The organism is Angustibacter luteus (genome assembly GCF_039541115.1).
GTDB lineage: Bacteria > Actinomycetota > Actinomycetes > Actinomycetales > Angustibacteraceae > Angustibacter > Angustibacter luteus.
In genome coordinates, this window is record NZ_BAABFP010000008.1 from 437,915 (window position 1) to 455,494 (window position 17,580).

General features: G+C 72.1%; 20 protein-coding genes. 10 read left to right on the forward strand and 10 right to left on the reverse strand.

Annotation, left to right across the window (positions count from 1 at the left end):
* Positions 1-21: 21 nt before the first annotated feature.
* Both ABEB17_RS19055 and ABEB17_RS19060 read right to left on the reverse strand, forming a co-directional pair.
* Positions 22-435, reverse strand: a complete 414-nt coding sequence (locus tag ABEB17_RS19055) for a hypothetical protein (RefSeq protein ID WP_345718331.1) — start codon at positions 433-435, stop codon at positions 22-24.
* Complete coding sequence (locus ABEB17_RS19060; protein ID WP_345718332.1) at positions 432-812, reverse strand: cupin domain-containing protein; 381 nt, start codon at positions 810-812, stop codon at positions 432-434. The genes ABEB17_RS19055 and ABEB17_RS19060 overlap by 4 nt, the downstream gene beginning before the upstream one ends.
* 174 nt (positions 813-986) lie before the next feature.
* Here ABEB17_RS19060 and ABEB17_RS19065 point away from each other — a divergent pair, with 174 nt between their 5' ends.
* The gene (locus ABEB17_RS19065; protein WP_345718333.1) at positions 987-3,353 is read left to right on the forward strand and encodes an arylsulfatase; all 2,367 of its coding nucleotides are present in this window, start codon (positions 987-989) and stop codon (positions 3,351-3,353) included.
* Between the two features lie 16 nt (positions 3,354-3,369).
* Positions 3,370-3,909, forward strand: a complete 540-nt coding sequence (locus ABEB17_RS19070; RefSeq protein ID WP_345718334.1) for a potassium channel family protein — start codon at positions 3,370-3,372, stop codon at positions 3,907-3,909.
* 21 nt (positions 3,910-3,930) lie between these two features.
* On the opposite strand, the gene ABEB17_RS19075 is transcribed toward ABEB17_RS19070, so the two are convergent.
* Positions 3,931-4,932, reverse strand: coding sequence for a serine hydrolase domain-containing protein (locus ABEB17_RS19075; RefSeq protein ID WP_345718335.1), 1,002 nt, complete (start codon positions 4,930-4,932; stop codon positions 3,931-3,933).
* 73 nt (positions 4,933-5,005) lie between these two features.
* On the opposite strand from ABEB17_RS19075, the gene ABEB17_RS19080 reads away from it, so the two are divergent.
* Positions 5,006-5,890, forward strand: coding sequence for a DMT family transporter (locus ABEB17_RS19080; protein ID WP_345718336.1), 885 nt, complete (start codon positions 5,006-5,008; stop codon positions 5,888-5,890).
* Here ABEB17_RS19080 and ABEB17_RS19085 read toward each other — a convergent pair.
* Complete coding sequence (locus ABEB17_RS19085) at positions 5,878-7,137, reverse strand: cytochrome P450 (protein ID WP_378227029.1); 1,260 nt, start codon at positions 7,135-7,137, stop codon at positions 5,878-5,880. The genes ABEB17_RS19080 and ABEB17_RS19085 overlap by 13 nt on opposite strands.
* Positions 7,138-7,259: 122 nt before the next feature.
* Between ABEB17_RS19085 and ABEB17_RS19090 the strand changes: the two genes are divergently transcribed.
* On the forward strand, positions 7,260-7,631 hold the full coding sequence (locus tag ABEB17_RS19090; RefSeq protein WP_345718338.1) for an MmcQ/YjbR family DNA-binding protein: 372 nt from the start codon (positions 7,260-7,262) through the stop codon (positions 7,629-7,631).
* Here ABEB17_RS19090 and ABEB17_RS19095 read toward each other — a convergent pair.
* Positions 7,624-8,160, reverse strand: a complete 537-nt coding sequence (locus ABEB17_RS19095) for a CGNR zinc finger domain-containing protein (RefSeq protein WP_345718339.1) — start codon at positions 8,158-8,160, stop codon at positions 7,624-7,626. The genes ABEB17_RS19090 and ABEB17_RS19095 overlap by 8 nt on opposite strands.
* 39 nt (positions 8,161-8,199) lie before the next feature.
* On the opposite strand from ABEB17_RS19095, the gene ABEB17_RS19100 reads away from it, so the two are divergent.
* Together ABEB17_RS19100 and ABEB17_RS19105 are read left to right on the forward strand one after the other, a co-directional pair.
* Positions 8,200-9,174 (forward strand): EamA family transporter, encoded by a 975-nt coding sequence (locus ABEB17_RS19100; RefSeq protein ID WP_345718340.1) that lies wholly within the window; start codon positions 8,200-8,202, stop codon positions 9,172-9,174.
* On the forward strand, positions 9,171-9,569 hold the full coding sequence (locus tag ABEB17_RS19105; protein WP_345718341.1) for a hypothetical protein: 399 nt from the start codon (positions 9,171-9,173) through the stop codon (positions 9,567-9,569). The genes ABEB17_RS19100 and ABEB17_RS19105 overlap by 4 nt, the downstream gene beginning before the upstream one ends.
* Here ABEB17_RS19105 and ABEB17_RS19110 read toward each other — a convergent pair.
* Both ABEB17_RS19110 and ABEB17_RS19115 read right to left on the reverse strand, forming a co-directional pair.
* Positions 9,566-10,129 carry a GNAT family N-acetyltransferase gene (locus ABEB17_RS19110; RefSeq protein ID WP_345718342.1) on the reverse strand — a complete coding sequence of 188 codons (564 nt, stop codon included), beginning with the start codon at positions 10,127-10,129 and terminating at the stop codon, positions 9,566-9,568. The genes ABEB17_RS19105 and ABEB17_RS19110 overlap by 4 nt on opposite strands.
* Before the next feature lie 87 nt (positions 10,130-10,216).
* Positions 10,217-10,801 (reverse strand): GNAT family N-acetyltransferase, encoded by a 585-nt coding sequence (locus ABEB17_RS19115; RefSeq protein WP_345718343.1) that lies wholly within the window; start codon positions 10,799-10,801, stop codon positions 10,217-10,219.
* A 64-nt stretch (positions 10,802-10,865) separates the two neighbouring features.
* On the opposite strand from ABEB17_RS19115, the gene ABEB17_RS19120 reads away from it, so the two are divergent.
* On the forward strand, positions 10,866-11,150 hold the full coding sequence (locus ABEB17_RS19120) for an ASCH domain-containing protein (RefSeq protein WP_345718344.1): 285 nt from the start codon (positions 10,866-10,868) through the stop codon (positions 11,148-11,150).
* Here ABEB17_RS19120 and ABEB17_RS19125 read toward each other — a convergent pair.
* Both ABEB17_RS19125 and ABEB17_RS19130 read right to left on the reverse strand, forming a co-directional pair.
* A complete protein-coding gene (locus ABEB17_RS19125) occupies positions 11,123-12,127 on the reverse strand; it encodes a hypothetical protein (RefSeq protein WP_345718345.1) in 1,005 nt (334 codons plus the stop codon). The two genes, ABEB17_RS19120 and ABEB17_RS19125, sit on opposite strands and share 28 nt — an antisense overlap.
* Positions 12,128-12,149: 22 nt before the next feature.
* Entirely contained in the window at positions 12,150-12,479 is a 330-nt protein-coding gene (locus ABEB17_RS19130; RefSeq protein ID WP_345718346.1) for a hypothetical protein, read from the reverse strand.
* Positions 12,480-12,552: 73 nt separating this feature from the next.
* Here ABEB17_RS19130 and ABEB17_RS19135 point away from each other — a divergent pair, with 73 nt between their 5' ends.
* Positions 12,553-13,425 (forward strand): oxidoreductase, encoded by an 873-nt coding sequence (locus ABEB17_RS19135; protein WP_345718347.1) that lies wholly within the window; start codon positions 12,553-12,555, stop codon positions 13,423-13,425.
* Positions 13,426-13,431: 6 nt separating this feature from the next.
* Here ABEB17_RS19135 and ABEB17_RS19140 read toward each other — a convergent pair whose 3' ends face one another.
* Entirely contained in the window at positions 13,432-14,508 is a 1,077-nt protein-coding gene (locus tag ABEB17_RS19140) for a histone deacetylase family protein (RefSeq protein WP_345718348.1), read from the reverse strand.
* A gap of 49 nt (positions 14,509-14,557) precedes the next feature.
* On the opposite strand from ABEB17_RS19140, the gene ABEB17_RS19145 reads away from it, so the two are divergent.
* Positions 14,558-15,661: a P1 family peptidase gene (locus tag ABEB17_RS19145; protein ID WP_345718349.1), complete on the forward strand. Its 1,104-nt coding sequence runs from the start codon at positions 14,558-14,560 to the stop codon at positions 15,659-15,661.
* On the forward strand, positions 15,648-17,579 hold the full coding sequence (locus ABEB17_RS19150) for a CocE/NonD family hydrolase (RefSeq protein WP_345718350.1): 1,932 nt from the start codon (positions 15,648-15,650) through the stop codon (positions 17,577-17,579). The genes ABEB17_RS19145 and ABEB17_RS19150 overlap by 14 nt, the downstream gene beginning before the upstream one ends.
* The last annotated feature ends 1 nt before the right edge of the window (position 17,580 follow it).

Below are 17,580 nucleotides of genomic sequence, written 5' to 3' on the forward strand. Positions count from 1 at the left end.
GGGAACGGTCCGATCGCGCCGTCACGGGCGGATCAGTCGCACGGCCTGGCCGTGCTCGCGCTGCTTGGCCTCGTCCCAGTCACCGGTGCAGTAGATCGACATCTCCAGGATCACGTCGTCGACGACGTCCGCCCGGATCATCTCCCGGCAGTACCACTGCTGCCCCTCGTGCACCCACCGCTCCTCGAACTCGATCGTGAAGCCGTGCCCGGTGTGCTCGACCCGCTCGACCCGCACCTGACCGGGGATCGGGTGGCCGGCGACCCGCTCGGCGATGATGTCCCGCGCGGTCTCGGTCTGGATCCGCCAGTGCGGCAGTGAAAGGTCCGAGAACACGTCTGGGGCGAAGAGCCCCTCGGGCACCGACCCTGTCTCCAGGAACGAGATCAGCCGGGCCACCGCGACGGTGGGGTCCGCCACCGGCTGGGCGGTCATGACGACGCCCCGGCCGCGGCGAGGTTGCGCTGCACGACGGCCATGGTCGCCTCGAGGTCGGCCGTCGCGCTGAACTCCACGATCGCGGTGCCGGCGGTGATCAGCGGCAGGTGCCCGGGTGGGGCGTAGTAGGCGTCACCGGCCACGTAGGTCTCCTCGCGGTCCGGCCAGCGGAAGGTGATCTGCCCGTCCGTGACGACTCCCCAGTGCACGCACTGGCACCGGTCGTCGGGGAGGCCGGTGAAGTACGGCGCGGGATCGACGTCCTGGTGGAACGACTCGAAGCTGACGGTGTACTCGTCGAGCGGCGCGTAGCGTCCCTCGATCTCGGGCTCGTCGACCGCAACGGGCGTCGACAGGCGGTTGGCGCTGGGCATCGTGGGCTCCTCGGAACTCGTCGGGACTGATGCCCTGAAGGCGTGACGATCGATGGAACTCCGTGACGTCGAGCGTCACGGTCCGTTGCTCACCCTGAGCGGGTGATGCTGCACGGCGGCCCCTCGCCCTACGTTCAGGACAGATCCCCAGGTCGCTGAGCACGGAGGACTGTCATGGCCGCAGACCGTCACGCCCGCTCGATGTTGCCGATCCCGGACCGACCCGCGCCGGGACTGACCACGTACGACGCGAAGGACCCGGACACGGCCTTCCCCCCGATCGAGCCGCTGCTGCCCCCGGCCGGCGCCCCGAATATCCTCATCATCCTGCTCGACGATGTCGGCTTCGGCGCGTCCAGTGCCTTCGGCGGCCCCTGTCAGACCCCCACGGCCGAGCGGCTGGCCGCAGGAGGCTTGCGCTACAACCGGTTCCACACCACGGCCCTGTGCGCCCCGACGCGGCAGGCGATGCTGACCGGCCGCAACCACCACTCGGTCGGCATGGGCAGCATCACCGAGACCGCGACGTCGGCGCCCGGCAACAGCTCGCTGCGGCCCAACACGAAGGCCCCGCTCGCGACGACGCTCAAGCTCAACGGCTACTCGACCGCGCAGTTCGGCAAGTGCCACGAGGTGCCGGTCTGGCAGTCCTCGCCCATGGGACCGTTCGACGCGTGGCCGTCCGGCGGTGGCGGCTTCGAGACCTTCTACGGCTTCATCGGCGGCGAGAACAACCAGTACGAGCCCGCGCTGTACGACGGCACGACCCCGGTCGAGCCGCCGGCCACGGCCGAGGAGGGCTACCACCTGACCGAGGACCTGACCGACCGTGCGGTCAGCTGGATGCGCCAGCAGAAGGCGCTCATGCCCGAACGGCCGTTCTTCGTGTACTACGCGCCCGGCGCGACGCACGCACCGCATCACGTCCCGAAGGAGTGGGCGGACAAGTACGCCGGCCAGTTCGACGACGGCTGGGACGTGCAGCGCGAGCGGATCTTCGCCCGGCAGAAGGAGCTCGGGGTCATCCCGCCGGAGGCCGGGCTGACCAAGCGGCACGACGAGATCACCGCCTGGGGCGACATGCCCGACGAGCTCAAGCCCGTGCTGGCGCGGCAGATGGAGGTGTACGCCGGCTTCCTCGAGCACACCGACCACCAGGTCGGGCGGCTGATCGACGCACTCGCCGACCTCGAGGTCCTGGACGACACGCTCGTGTACTACATCATCGGCGACAACGGGGCCTCGGCCGAGGGCACGATGAACGGCGCGTTCAACGAGATGGCGAACTTCAACGGGATGGCCGCGCTCGAGACCCCCGAGTTCATGCTCAGCCGGATGGACGAGCTCGGCTCCCCCTCGTCGTACAACCACTACTCGGTGGGCTGGGCGTGGGCGATGAACACCCCGCTGCAGTGGACCAAGCAGGTGGCCTCGCACTGGGGTGGCACCCGCAACGGGACGATCGTGCACTGGCCGCACGGGATCCAGGAGAAGGGTGGCCTGCGCTCGCAGTTCAGCCACGTCATCGACGTGGCCCCCACCATCCTCGAGGCAGCGGGCCTGCCGGAGCCCACCATGGTGAACGGCGTGCTGCAGTCGCCGATGGAAGGCACCAGCATGGTCTACAGCTTCAACGAGGCCGCCGCGCCGGAACGCCATGACCTGCAGTACTTCGAGATGTTCGGCAACCGCGGGATCTACCACCGGGGCTGGAGCGCGGTCACCAAGCACAAGACGCCGTGGATGATCGTGGACCCGAACATGGGTCCGTTCGACGCCGACGTGTGGGAGCTCTATGACGGCAGCAGCGACTACAGCCAGGCCAACGACCTGGCGGCCGACCAGCCGGAGCGCCTCGCCCACCTGCAGCGGCTCTGGCTGATCGAGGCCACGAAGTACAACGCGTTGCCGATGGACGACCGCTCGGGTGAGCGCTTGAACGCCGACCTGGCCGGTCGGCCCACCCTGATCCACGGGAGCTCGCAGCTGTTGTTCGCCGGGATGGGCCGGCTGTCGGAGAACAGCGTCGTCAGCATCAAGAACAAGTCGTTCTCGGTGACCGCCGACGTCGACGTGCCGGCCGGCGGCGCCGAGGGCGTGATCATCGCCCAGGGCGGCCGGTTCGGCGGCTGGTCCTTCTACGCCAAGGACGGCAAGGCGACGTTCGTCTACAACCTGCTCGGCATCCAGGAGTTCGCAGTCACCGCGGACGTCGCCGTGCCCGCGGGCCACCACCAGCTGCGGATGGAGTTCGCCTACGACGGCGGTGGGCTGGCCAAGGGCGGCGACGTGACGCTCTTCCACGACGGCGACGCCGTCGGGTCCGGACGGGTCGCCGCCACCCAGGCGATGATCTTCTCCGCCGACGAGACCACCGACGTCGGGTACGAGTCCGGGACGACGGTCACGCCCGCCTACACGTCCCGCACCAGTCGGTTCACCGGCAAGATCCACTGGGTCCAGCTCGACGTCGGCGCGGAGGACGCCGACCACTTCATCGACCCGGAGGAGCGCCTGCGGGTCGCGATGGCCCGCCAGTAGCGACGGGATCCCCATCATGTCGGTCGCACCCCCGCCGGCCCTGCCGCCGGCCGAACGACGTCGGCTCATCGTCCGTGGGCTGCTTCGGGCCCTCGCGGCGACCACGGTGCTGCTCGCGCTGTACTTCCGCGGGCCGTTCACCCAGGTCCAGCGGATGCCGGTGGGGTTGGCCCTCGGGTTCGCCCTCCTGGCGCTGCTGCTCGTGTCCGGGTGGCAGCTGCGGGCGATCACCCGGGACGCCCACCCGGCAGTGCGCGCCATCGAGGCGCTCGCCGTCACCGTCCCCCTGTTCCTGCTCCTGTTCGCTGCCAGCTACTTCGTGCTGGCCCAGGACGACCCGTCGAACTTCAACACGCCCGGGCTGACCCGGGTCGACAGCCTGTACTTCACGATCACGACCTTCGCCACCGTCGGCTTCGGGGACATCGCGGCGACGAGCGAGAACGCCCGGCTGCTCGTCTCGAGCCAGATCATCCTCGACCTGCTCGTCCTCGGCCTGGGGATCCGCGTGTTCACCGGCGCGGTCCAACGCGCTCGCCGACGCCAGGACCCGTGAGCCGCCAGGGAAGAGCGGCAGTCACCGAAGGACGGCGCCCAGGTGCTTGGCGACGGGCCACGCCCCGTCGCTGCTGTTCGCCACCACGGTCCAGGTGAGGCCGGTCGAGGGCCGGTGCAGGCTGCGGAACGAGACCCCAGCGTCGTAGCCCTCCAGCAGGACTGCGTCGGTCGTCGGGTCGAGCCAGAAGCCGAGACCGTACCGTTTGGACACCTGCGGCGAGTCGCTGCGCGGGCGCACCATCTCGTCCACCCAGTGCCGCGGCACGACCTGCCCGGCGAAGACGCTCCGCCACAACGCGTGCACGTCGCCGACGGTCGTGTAGAGACCACCGTCGCCGCTGCCGCGGACCGGCAGGTGGAGCACGTTCGTCCGCAAACCCTCGGTGTCGAGGTAGCCGCGAGCCGCCCGACCGGGCAGCTCGTCGGAGCGCAGGTACGCGGTGTCCCGCAGGCCGGCGGGCCCGCACACCCGCTGCGTGACCACGTCCCGAAAGGCCGTCCCGGTGGCCCGCTCGACCAGCAGCGCGAGGACGACGAACCCGCTGTTGCAGTAAGAGAACCGGGCGCCCGGGGCGAACTTCTGGCGGTGGCCGTCCAGTACCGCCAGGTAGTCCTCGGTCTCGGTCAGCCGGTGCACCGGGACCGGCAGCACGTAGTCGGTGATCTCGCCGTCGTCGTCCTCGTCGACGTAGTCACCGATTCCTGACCGGTGCGCCAGCAGGTGCTCGACGGTCACGGCGTCGTCGATCTCGGGTAGGTCCGCGCCCAGGAGCGAGCGCGCCGTGGTCCCCAGGGCCAGCGTCCCGTCGTCCACCAGGCTGATCACCGTCAACGCGGTGGTTCCCTTGCACGCGCTGGCCACCGCGAACTGGGTGTCGAGGGTGTTCGGGACGCCGAGCCCCCGCTCCGCGAGGCCGAACGGCTGGGCGAGCACCGTCTCGCCGGCCTGGTCGACGCGGACCGCACCCGAGAACCCGTGCTCGGCGGCGATCGCGGCAACGGACGTCTGGAGCGACTCCATCCGTTGACGGTAGCCCCGCGGGCGTCCGCGGTGCACCGGCGTTTCTGGCGGATGAGAAACTGAGGGGGTGGACATGACGAGCTGGTTGGCGGCGGCGGTCGCGCTGGCTGCTGCCATCTCGTTCGGCTGGTCCACCGCCCTCATGCACCACGGCGCCTCGGGGGCCGCCCCGGGCAGCCGCGGGATCGCCCTGCTGCGGCACGTCTTCACCCAGTGGAAGTGGCTGATCGGGCTCGCTGCCAGCCTGTTCGGACTGGCCCTGCACACCATCGCCCTGGGGTTGGGCTCGCTGACGCTGGTGCAGCCCATCGTGGTGACCGGCCTGTTCTTCTCGCTGGTCTTCCGGGACGCCCTCGACCGCCGTCGACCCAGTCGGCGCACGCTCACCTGGGGGGCCGTCACGGCGGCCGGGCTCGCGGTGTTCCTGGCCGCGACGGGTTCCTCCGAGAGCTCGGACGTCCCGGACGACGCCGGCGCCGCGATCGTCATCGGGCTGGGGCTGCTGGGGGCGTTCGTGGCCTGGCGCCTGGCGGCCCGGCACCCGTCGCGGGCCGGCCTGCTGCTCGGCACGTCCGGCGGGATCGTGTTCGGCCTGATGGCCGGCTCACTGAAGGCGACGACCGGCGCGTGGGCGCACCACGAGGTGTTCACCACGTGGCCGCTCTACGCCGCCGTCAGCATCGGGCTGACCGGGTTCCTGCTCAACCAGCACCTGTACCACCGCACTCGGCTGCCGGACTCCATTCCCATGCTCAACCTGGTGAACCCGCTGGTGGCGTTGACGTTCGGCATCATCGTGTTCGACGAGCGCCCACGGTCCAGCCCGCTCGCCGTCCTCGTCGAGTGCGCCGGGCTCGCGGCCGTGCTGCTCGGGATCTTCTTCCTCGGGCGCAGCGAGGGCGAGGCCCAGGACGCCGAGGCCGCCACCGACCCGGCGGCCCGGTCCTATGCGGGCTGAAGCCTGACGGGGAGCGTCTCGACCCCGAAGACGACCGACTGCTCGCGGAACGTGAGCTCGTCCGGATGCACCGCCAGCGCGAGCTCGGGGTACCGGGTCGCGATCGCCCGGAAGGCCGTCCGCAGCTCCATCCGCGCCAGCTCGGCGCCCACGCAGCGGTGGAACCCGTGGCCGAAGGCGACGTGCGAGTCCGCGCGGCGGTCCGGGTCGACCGAGTCGGGGTCGGCGGCGAACCTCGGGTCGCGGTTGGCGCCGCTGAGGGAGCAGAGCACTGCGTCGCCGGCCGCGATGCGCTGGCCGAACAGCTGCAGGTCGTGCCGGGCGAAGCGCGGGAAGCCGGTCTGCACGACGGACAGGTGCCGCAGCAGCTCCTCGACCACGCCGGCCACGGCGTCGTCGTCCTGGCGGATCAGCTCCAGGACGTCGGGGTGCTGGATCAGGGTGAGCGTGCCCAGGCTGAGCATGCTGGCCGTGGTCTCGTAACCCCCGAGGAAGACGCCGTCCGCCAGACCCGCGAGGTCGAGGTCGTCGATCTCGTCGCCGTGCTCGCGCAGGATCGCGCCGATCAGGCCGTCCCCCGGCTCTGCGCGCTGGCGGGCGACGACGTCCAGCAGGAACGACCGCGAGGTCGACGCCGCATCGAACAGGCCGATCCCGCCGCGGGTCAGGTCGAAGCGGCTCGCGCCCAGCTGGCGGAACGCCTCCCGGTCCTCCGGAGCGACGCCGAGGAGCTCGCAGATCACCAGGAACGGGATGGGGAAGGCGAAGTCCGCGACGAGGTCGACCACGGGCCCCTTGGCCTGCAGCGCATCCAGCTGCTCGTCCACGATCCGGGTGATGCCCGGCTGCAGCCGGGCCAGGCGACGCATCGTGAACTCCGGGGTGAGCAGGCCGCGCAGCCGGGTGTGGTCCGGCGGGTCGGTCAGCCCGAGGCCGCCGACGGAGTGCGCCGCCGTCGTGCCGTGGCTCGGGACCAGGCGGCGGATGTCGTTGCTGTAGCTCGACCGGTCCGCGAGGACGGCGCGGACCTCGGCGTGACCGCTGACCAGCCAGACGTTGAACCCGGCGAACCTCAGGAGCCGGCTCACCGGCTCGCGCTCGCGCCGCCGTCCCAGCTCGGCCACCGGGTCCAGCCCGTCGCGCCGGAACGGCAGCAGGAACGAGTCCGGCGCGAACGGCACGCGCGACAGATCCAGACCCCCGGCGGCCACCCTCTTCAGCATCCGACGTCCGAACCATCGGGTCATCGGCGCACTCAGACTCGTCACGCCCCCTAGTGTCGCTCGGACCGGCGTCTTTCTGGCCCAGGCCCACCGGATCGGCACCTAACCTGTACAGATGCAGCGGGCGAGGCAGCGGTCGAACGGCCATGGCTGACGCGGCGGACGTGCGCCGGATCGCGCTCGAGCTGGCCCACGTCGCGGAGATCCCGAGCGACGGCTTCGACTTCCGGGTCGGCGGCAAGGGGTTCGTCTGGTCCTACCCGGAGCGCGAACCGGGCCGGAAGCGGGTGATCCGGACCGACGTCGCCGTGCTGTTCGTCGGCGACGAGGGCGAGAAGCAGGCGCTGCTGAAGGGCGAGCCGGAGCTGTTCTTCACCACCCCGGCCTACGACGGGTGGCCCCTGGTGATGCTGCGGCTGGACGCCGTGGACGTCGAGCGGCTGACCGAGCTGGTCACGGACGCCTGGCGGATGCGGGCCCCGGACGAGCTGGGCTCGGGCTCGGTTGAGCTCAGCTGAGGCGGGAGCGCGCGCGGTAGGCGGCGACGGCGTTGCGGTTGCCGCACGCGGTACTGCAGAACCGCCGAGAACGGTTGCGGGACAGGTCGAGCACGATCCCGTCGCAGGTGTCGTCGGCGCACACCCCGAGCCGGGACATCTCGTCGGACCGGATGACGTCGATCATCGCCATCGCCGTCTCCACCGTCACCCGGGTGACCAGCGACGCCTCCATCGGGACCGCGTGGACGTGCCAGTCGAACGAGCCGTGCCGCTCCAGCCGGGGCACGGCGCCGGCCTCGGCCAGCATGGTGTTGACCAGGATGGCCGCGTCGTCCCGGTCGGCGACGAACAGCCCGCGCAGCACCGGCCGCAGCGCCCGGACGGCGGCCAGCTCGGCGCCGTCCCCGTCCCGGCGTCCGGTGTAGGACCACTCCGCGTACCACTCGTCGAGCTCCTCGACGGTGGTCAGCGTGTCCGGGGCCTCGGCGGTGTTCACCAACGCGACGGCAGCGCCGAGGGACATCTCGGTGTCATGACCGAAGAGCACATTGACAGATTACACCAGGCGGGCCTACGGTCATGAGTCATGACCACCGTTGACCATGACAGCCTCGCGAGCGCCCCCTCGGCGACCGCCCCGACGGCGGCGCCGTCCCGGCTGGTCACCGGTCTCGTCTTCGCCGTGGTCTCCGCGACGACGTTCGGCCTGTCCGGCTCGCTGGCCCGCGGACTGCTCGACACCGGCTGGAGCGCCGGGGCCGTGGTCCTGGTGCGGGTCGGGATCGCTGCGCTCGTCGTGCTCCCGTTCGGCCTCTACGCGCTGCACGGTCGCTGGAACGTGCTCTGGCACAACGCCGGCCTGGTCCTGGTGTACGGCGCCCTCGCCGTCGCCGGCGCCCAGTTCTGCTACTTCTCCGCGGTCGCCCGGATGGACGTCGGGCCGGCGTTGCTGATCGAGTACACCGCCCCCGCCGCCGTCGTGGTCTGGCTCTGGCTCCGTCACGGGCAGCGCCCCGGCCCGGTCACCCTGGTCGGCGCCGGGCTCGCCGCCCTCGGACTCGTCCTCGTGCTGGACCTGCTCTCCGGCGCCGACCTCAACGTCGCCGGGGTGCTCTGGGCCCTCGCCGCCATGGTCGGTGCCGCGGCGTACTTCGTGATCTCGGCCGACGAGGCGAACGGGTTGCCGCCCCTGGCGCTCGCGGCCGGCGGGCTCGTCGTCGGTGCCCTCTTCCTCGGCGTCCTCGGGGTCGTCGGCCTGCTGCCGATGGACACCTCGACCAGCTCGACGACGTACGCCGGGCACACGGTCGCGTGGTGGGTCCCGCTGCTGGTGCTCGGCGTCGTGACGGCCGCGGTGTCGTACACGACGGGCATCGCGGCCGGGCGCCGGCTGGGCTCGCGCTTGGCGTCGTTCGTGGCGCTGCTCGAGGTCGTGGCCGGCGTCGTGTTCGCCTGGCTGCTCCTCGACCAGCTGCCGCGTCCGGTCCAGCTGGTGGGTGGGCTGCTGATCCTGGCCGGGGTCGTCGCGGTCAAGCTGGGCGAGTCGCGGGTCCGCTCGTGAGGGACGCGGGCAGCGACGCAGGCGCCGACGCGTGGCGGTTCGCCGATGCCTGGGTCCTCACCGCCGTCACGATCTCCCAGCATCCCTGCGACCTGGTCGACCTGGTCGCGGCCGCGGATGCCGTCAACCACGCGATCGTCACGGAGGCCGAGGTCGAGTCGTCCGTCGGCCGGCTCGCGGCCGCTGGCCTGCTCGCGATCGACGGCGACGACCGGTTCGCCCTCACGGGTGAGGGTGCGGCCCTGGTCGGGCACCGTCAGGGTGGGCTCGTCGGCCAGGTGGCCTCGGTGCTGCAGCTGCTCAGGGCCGTCACCCCCGGGACGTCGTCGTGGCGCCTGCCGCCAGGGGCGTGGAGCGCCGCGACGGCCCAGTACCGCCGCGACCTACCGGGCTAGGCCACGGTGCGGCGCATGACGCAGTTGCCCAACCCCTTGCTGCGGATGAACTCGAAGCCGGCCCGCTCGAACAGCGCCCGGGTTCCGTCGTAGAGCACGGACTTCTTCTGGCCGTCGTTGTCGTGCGGGTAGCCCTCGACGACGCCGCCACCCGCCGCCGCGATCAGGTCGAGGGTGCCCTGCAGGGCGATGGCGGACAGCCCGCGCCGCCGGTAGCGCTTGTCGACGAAGATGCAGGTGATCCGGTAGTCGGGCCGGACGTCGAGCTCCTCCTCGTACTGCTTGCGGTGGTAGATGTTCGGCAGCTCGTCCGGGCTGCCGTACTCGCTCCAGGCCACCACCTCGTCCCCGTCGAACACCAGTGCCGCATGGGCCCGCCCCTCGACGACGAGGCGGTGCTTGAGGGATCGGTTGGCGTCGTAGGTGCGTTCCTTCTCGGCGTTCATGGTGTGGAAGTAGGTGCACCAGCAGCCGCCGAACACGCCGTTGTGCCGCTCGACCATCTCAGCGAACGCGTCCCAGCTCTGCGACGTCAGCGGCCTGACCTGGAACTCGCTCACGGTCCCTCCCTCGCTCGATCGCGCCGGTGATCGCTTCGTAGGCTGGCACAGCAACAGGACGAAAACCGTCCGGATCTAGGGGCAGCGTCACGAGGTGACGGTGCGCCGCATGACCCAGCGCCACTTGGCGATGCGGCGGTCGCGCTCGAAGCCGAACTCCTCGAACAGGCTCTCGGGGCCGGTGTGCAGGAAGGCGCCTCGCTGTGGCGCGCGCCCGTCCAGCTGCTCGGGGTAGGCCTCCACGACGCCTCCGCCGGCCTCGCCGATCGCGCTCAGCGCCGCGGCCAGGGCGGCACGCACGACGCCCTGGCGCCGGTGCTTGCTGCCGGCGAAGACGCAGCCGATCCGCCAGTCCGGCAGGGCCACGAGCTCCTTCTCGTAGGCCTTGGCGTTCTTGATCGAGGCCACCTCACCCGGCGGCCCGTACTGGCACCAGCCCACGCACTCGTCGCCGGCGTAGACGAGGATCTGGTGGACGGTCCGGTTCTCGACATGGGCTCGCTTGGCGTCGCGGTTGCCCTCCCGCGAGTCCTGGAAGCCGTCGGGGTGGAACCCGATGCACCAGCACCCGCCCCAGACCCCGTTGTTCGCCTCCACGAGCGCAGCGAAGTCCGGCCACGTCTGCGGCGTGAGCGGCTTGGTCACGTACTGGGCCGGCGCTGACGACGTCACCCCGTCAGCCTGCCCGAAACCGCCAGGCGCCGCCAAGCACGCGATCCGACGTACCGTGTCAGGGGTGATGTTCAGTCGGGACCTGCGCGAGGCGGTGGCGGGTGGCGAGATCACGGTGTCGATCCGGCTCTGGGCGCGCCCGCAGGTCAAGGCCGGCGGGCGCTACGCGACGTGCGGCGTCCTGATCGAGGTCGACACCATCGAGGTGCTGCCGTTCTCCGCCGTGACGGACGACGACGTGCAGGCTTCGGGTGAACCGGACCGGGAGACGCTGCGCGTCCGCGCCGCTCACGCCGGCCCGATTGACGACGCCACCTTGGTCTACCGGATCGAGTTCCACGTCGTGTAGCCGTGTCCGGCAGCCGCGTCGGGCCGCTGCCCACCCCCGGTGATCATGCACGTTCGCCCCGCCGAGCGCCGGGCCACCCCGGCCAGCAGGTCCGCGACCTGGACCCGCGGATCGTCTCGGGAGTCGACCGACACCAGCCCCGCCAGCGGTGACACCTCGCGGCCCTGGGCGAGCACCTGCTGGAGGCGCTGGAGCCGGCCGGGGGTGAGTGCGCTCTGCTCGTCGTGGATCACCAGCACCTGCCGGTGCACCCCGCTCCAGAAGAGGACGGTCTCGGCGAGCGCCGGCAGGAGGGGCTCCAGCGGTGGCGGGATCGACGGGTCGCGTTGCGCGAGGCGGGTCAGGACGTCCCAGACGTGCGCCGGGTCGATGGCAGCGAGGACGTGCTCGGCCTCGGCGCCCGGCCCGGAACCGGCCAGGTCGTCCCGCGCCTGGATGAACTGCTGCACGGCACCGCGACTCGGCTGGCGCCGACGCTTGGTGCGCACCAGCGCAACGAAGGCCTGGAGGAAGCGGTCCCAGCGGGGACCCACCTCGCGGCCGGCTCGGTAGAGGGCCAGGGCGGACACGCCGGAGCCCTCAGCCAGGCTGGTCCCCGCCGCGTACGTGGGCTCGGCCAGGAACAGGTCGACGACCCGGGACGCGACGAAGTGCTGCTTGTCGATCAGGTGGACGTGTGCGCGTCCGCTGAGCGCGTCGAGGAGCCATGCCAGCCCCTCGTCGACGTGCGCACCGCGCAGGAACCGTCCGGACTTGACCTCGTCGGACCGCCGGAAGCCGGACCGCAGCCCCGCGACCAGGTCGGCGGCCTCGTCCGGTCGCAGGTCGACGCTCGCGTGCGCGAACACCGGTGTGGCGGCGTCCAGCAGGTTGGTGCCGGAGAACCCGGACTCGTCGCAGGCGATCTCGACGACCCCGGCCAGCCCCGCCGTCGGCGGCAACCCACCCTGCGGGGGCGTCCTGCGATCCGCGACCACGACGCCCTCCTCGGAACCCGGATCAGAGCTGCATGAGCGCCGCGGAGGTGATGTACGCCGCGTAGCCACCCTCGGCGTCGTGCAGGTCCTCCTTGCCCTCCAACGCCGACTGCGCGCGAGCGCGCACCGCTGCGCCGGGATCCGCGGTCACCAGGTCGATGCACAGCCCGGCGACGACCGCGCTGGCGTCGTGCTCGTCCAGGTCATCGAGGACCAGCCCGTTGTGCAGCAGGGTGGCTGCTTCCATGAAGACCTCGCGGGCCATCTCGAGGTCGACCTCGGGTCGCGCCTGGGCCACGGCCTCGGCGGTCGCGAGGAACTGGTCGAACGGGGGGTCGACGGCGCTGGGCATAGCGCGAGCCTGCCAAGGCGCCGACGTCCCGACAACCGAATATGTGGCGCTGCGGCGACGTAGCGTGGCACGTATGACCGACACGTATCGACTCGCCGACCGGGACGTCCACCGGATCGGCTACGGCGCCATGCAGCTGCCCGGCCCTGGCGTGATGGGGCCACCCCGCGACCACGACGGCGCGCTGCGGGTGCTCCGCCGCGCGGTCGAGCTCGGCGTGAACCACATCGACACCGCCCAGTACTACGGCATCGGGGTGTCCAACGGCCTGATCCGCGAGGCGCTGCACCCCTACCCGGACGACCTGGCGATCGTCTCCAAGGTCGGTGCCCGGCGCGACGCCGGCGGCGGTTGGATCGCCGCGCAGCATCCGGCGCAGCTGCGGGAGGACGTCGAGGAGAACCTGCGCGTCCTCGGGGTCGAGCGCCTGACCGCGGTGAACCTGCGCCGGATGGACGAGCACGCGGATCCGGCGGATGCCGTGCCGTTCGAGGACCAGCTCGCGGAGATGGTGGCCCTGCGCGAGGAGGGAAAGATCGCGGGCGTCGGGGTGTCCACGGTCTCGGCGGAGCAGGTGGAGACGGCGATCCGGCTGGCCGACATCGCGTGCGTGCAGAACGCGTTCAGCCTGGTCGACCGGGGCGACGCCGACGTCCTCGCCCGGTGCACTGCGGTCGGCGTCGCCTACGTGCCGTACTTCCCGCTCGGCTCGGCCTTCCCGCACCTCCCCAAGGTCACGGAGCAGCCGCAGGTGCAGGCGGTGGCGGCCCGGCACGGCGTGCCGGCGAGCCGCGTCGGACTGGCCTGGGTGCTGTCGCGCGCCGAGAACGTGCTGCTGATCCCCGGCACGTCGTCCGTCGACCACCTCGAGGACAACCTGGCGGCCGGGGACCTCACCCTGTCCGCGCAGGACCTGGACGAACTGGCCGGCGTCAGGGCCGGTTGAGACCGGCTAGCTCAGCCCGTCCGCGTGGCCGTCGAGATAGGCGGCGACGAGCGTCCCGAGGCTGGGCAGGTGGTAGCCGCCCTCCTGCACGACCACGGACGGCAGTCCGGTGTGGCCCAGAACCGTTCCGGCGCCCCGGTATCCGTCGTGGGTGACCAGCAGCGGGCTCTCCGGGTCGTCCGCCGCGGCATCCACCCCGAGCGAGACGACGAGCGCCGTGCAGCCGGCCTGCGCGACCCAGGCCGCCAGGTCGCCGACCGCCGCCAGCCAGGGCCCATCCCCCGTTCCCGCGGCGAGCGGGACGTTCCGGGTCGCCCCGACCCCTGGCCCGACGCCCGTCTCGTCGGCGTACCCGACGACGTGCGGGAACCAGCCCGCGCCGGGGTCGACGTGCACGGACCCGTAGAGCACGTCGGCACGGTCGTAGAAGATCGCGGCGGTCCCGTTGCCCTGGTGGGCGTCGATGTCGACCACGGCGACGCGCTCGTGGCCCTGGCCGCGAAGTGCTTCTGCCGCAACGGCGGCGTTGTTCAGGTAGCAGGAACCGCCGAAGCCGGCGGGCGTCGCGTGGTGCCCCGGAGGACGGCAGAGCGCGTACGCCAGCCGCTCCCCCGCGCCCACCAGCGCAGCGGCCTCGAGGGCGCAGTCGACCGCCGCCCGCGCCGCCTCCCAGGTGCCCGGGCCGACCAGCGTCATCGTGTCGTAGGCGAACCGCCCGGCGTCCGCGTGCACCGAGACGGGACGGCGCACCGGCAGCCCCGCAGTCATCGCCGGGGTCGGGAACAGGTACGGGACGACGCGGTCCTGCCCGACCAGCTCGGCGTACGGCCCCGCCGCCCAGCGCTCGGCGGCCGTGGCCAGGAACTCGAGCAGCTCGCCGTCGTGCACCTGCCGCAGCACGTCGTCCCCGTGCCCGGGTGCCTCGACCAGTCGGTGGCCGGCGTCCCGCAGCGCCTGCAGGATCACGTCCACCCGGGTGGCGACCTCGGTGCCCTGGGTGGCCACGCCGACCCAGATCTCGTGCCGCGGGTCGTGCTCGCGGGTGGCCGGCGACCACACCACCGGCGCCGTCAACTGACTCATGAGTCAGCATCACACCACATCCGGGTCCGCGGTGCGGCAGGATGGCGCCATGTCGCGCGCGCGTGAGATCGGCATCGAGATCGGCGTCCTGCCCACCGGCCCCACGAACTCCGTGCTGGACGTCGCCGGGGTGGGCCTCGGGCACGCGACCGTCGTGCGGGACGAGCCGGCTCCGCCGCAGGGGCGAGGCGTGGCGCGCACCGGCGTGACGACGTTGCTGCTCGCCGAGGACGCCTACCTGCGGCCGGTCGCCGCCGGCGGCGCGGTGCTGAACGGCGCCGGCGAGTGCACCGGGTTCCTCACCGCGGGCGAGTGGGGCGCGGTCGAGACGCCGGTCTACCTGACGTCCACGATGCAGCTCGGCCGGGTCTACGACGCGGCCTGCCAGATCGCGCTCGAGCAGCACGACGCGGTGGCCGACGACGTCGTCATCCCCGTCGTCGGCGAGTGCGACGACTCCTTCCTCAACGACTGCCGGCGGATGCAGGTGAGCGAGCAGGACGTGCGCGACGCCTACGCCCGGGCCCTCGCCTCGCGGGGCGGCGAGCAGGCACCCGCCGAGGGCGCCGTCGGCGCCGGGACGGGCATGTCCTGCCTGGGGTTCAAGGGCGGCATCGGCACGTCGTCCCGGGTGACGCCGGACGGCCACACCGTTGCCGTCCTGCTGCTGACCAACTTCGGCGAGCGCAAGCGCCTCACCGTGGACGGGACGCCGCTCGGCCGCCTGCTGCCACCACCGGAGGAGCTCAGCGCGGATCGGGTCGAGCCGGACCGTCCCGCCGGATCGTGCATCGGGATCGTGGTGACCGACGCGCCGGTGGACAGCGCCGGGTGCGCCCGCCTGGCCCGCCGCATCGGCCTCGGCCTGGCGCGCACCGGATCCACCGCGCACCACGGCAGCGGCGAGATCTTCCTGGCCGCCTCCACCGCGTGCCGCACCGACCGGGACGGCGGGTCCAGCGGCATCGAGCTCGTGTCGGGTCGCGGGCTGGACGCGCTGTTCGAGGCGGTGGTCGATGCCGCGGAGGAAGCCGTCCTGAACTCCCTGCTCACCGCCCCGACCACGGTCGGACGGGACGCCAACACCAGCGAGGGCCTGGATCCCGCGCTGGTCACCCGACTGATGGGGGGTGCCTACCGTGGCCGGCACTGAGCGCGAGGTCCGCATCCCGATGGCGGACGGCGTGGAGCTCGCAGCGACGCTCTACCTGCCGGACGAGGCCAACGGACCACAACCCTGCCTGCTGGAGGCGTTGCCGTACCGCAAGGACGACCTCACCTCCTCCTACGCCGACAGCTACCAGCGGCTGCGCGACGAGTACGGGTACGCGGTCTGCCGGCTCGACCTGCGCGGCACCGGCTCCTCGGGGGGCGACGCCACGGACGAGTACCCGGAGGCCGAGCAGTCCGACCTGCCGTCGGTGATCGGCTGGCTCGCCGAGCAGCCGTGGTGCAGCGGGAACGTCGGCATGTGGGGCACGTCGTACTCGGGCTTCAACTCCCTGCAGATCGCGTGCGAGCGGCCGCCCGCCCTGAAGGCGGTCTGCGGCATCTACTCCAGCGACGACCGCTGGACCGACGACGTGCACTGGCGGGGCGGCGCGCTGCGGTTGGTCGACCAGGTCGACTACAACCACTACATGACGCCGATGTGCGTCCTGCCACCCGTGCCCGCGCTCTGGGGCGAGGACTGGCGCGACGAGTGGCGGCGCCGGCTGGAGACCAACGAGCCCTGGGCGCTCACCTGGCTGCGGGAGAACCGCGACGGCGACTACTGGCGGCACGGCTCCGTGCGGGTCGACACCGGCACGCGCGGGTACGAGCGCATCGAGTGCGCGGTGATGATCGTCGCCGGCTGGGCCGACGGTTACCGCAACAACTCGTTCCGGACCATCGCCGCGCTGCGCGAAGCCGGTGTGCCGCACCGGTTGCTGGCCGGACCGTGGGCGCACGCCGACCCGGCGAGCGCCATCCCCGGGCCGCGGATCGACCTGGTGCCCGAGATGGTGGCCTGGTGGGACCGCTGGCTGCGCGAGGACGACTCGACCCCGCACGAGGACCGCGCCGATGTGTTCGTGCGCACCTCGACGCGGCCCGAGCCGGACCTGGAGCTGCACGAGGGGTACTGGGTCAGCGACACCTGGCCCTCGCCGGCCACGGCCTGGGCGACCCACGAGCTGGACGGGACCCGCTCCCTCCCAGTCGATCCGGACGTCGGCACCTCGGCCTGGATCGACTGCGCGGGCCACCTGCCGTGGGGACTGTCCGGCGACCAGCGCGAGGACGACGTCCGGTCGCTGACCTGGGACCGCCCCGCCGGGGGTGAGGTCCTGATCGGGCAGCCGCGGCTGCGGCTGCGGGTCAGCGCCGACGCCCCGGCGGCGTCCTTGTCGGTCAAGCTGTGCGACGTGTTCGACGACGGCACGTCCGCCCTCGTCTCGCGCGGCAGCCTGGACCTGGCCTTCCGGGCCGGCGTGCACGCGGCCACCGACCCGGAGCCCCTGGTGCCCGGCGAGGTCTACGACGTCACGGTGGAGCTCGACGCCTGTGCGTACGCGTTCTCGCCCGGGCAGACCCTGCGGGTCAGCGTCGCCGGGACGGACTGGCCGAACACGATCGCACCCCCGGCACCGGTCACGCTGACGGTGCACTCGGCGGAGCTGGACCTACCGCTCTGGAGCGGTTCCGAGCGCCCGGCGCCGGCGTTCACGCCGGGTGAGCCGTCGTCGTCCGAGGACCCGTCCGACGTGGCCTGGACGATCACCCGCGACGTGCTGGCCCGCACCACCACCTGCGCGGTGCGCAGCGGCTCGACGTACCCGGTGCCGTACGACGGCGAGGCCACCGAGCACTACGCCGGCGAGGTCGTGGTGGACCGGCGCACGTTCGCCCAGCACGCTGCTGCCACCTGCACGTACCGCCTGAGCTGGCCGGGGATCGACGTGCGGGTGATGTCGACGATGCGGATCGACGTCGGGGCTGAGGGCTACGCGGTCGCGATCGACGCGGAGGCCTACGACGGCGACGAGCTGGTCAGCCGGCGCACCTGGTCCGAGCACGTGCCTCGCTGAC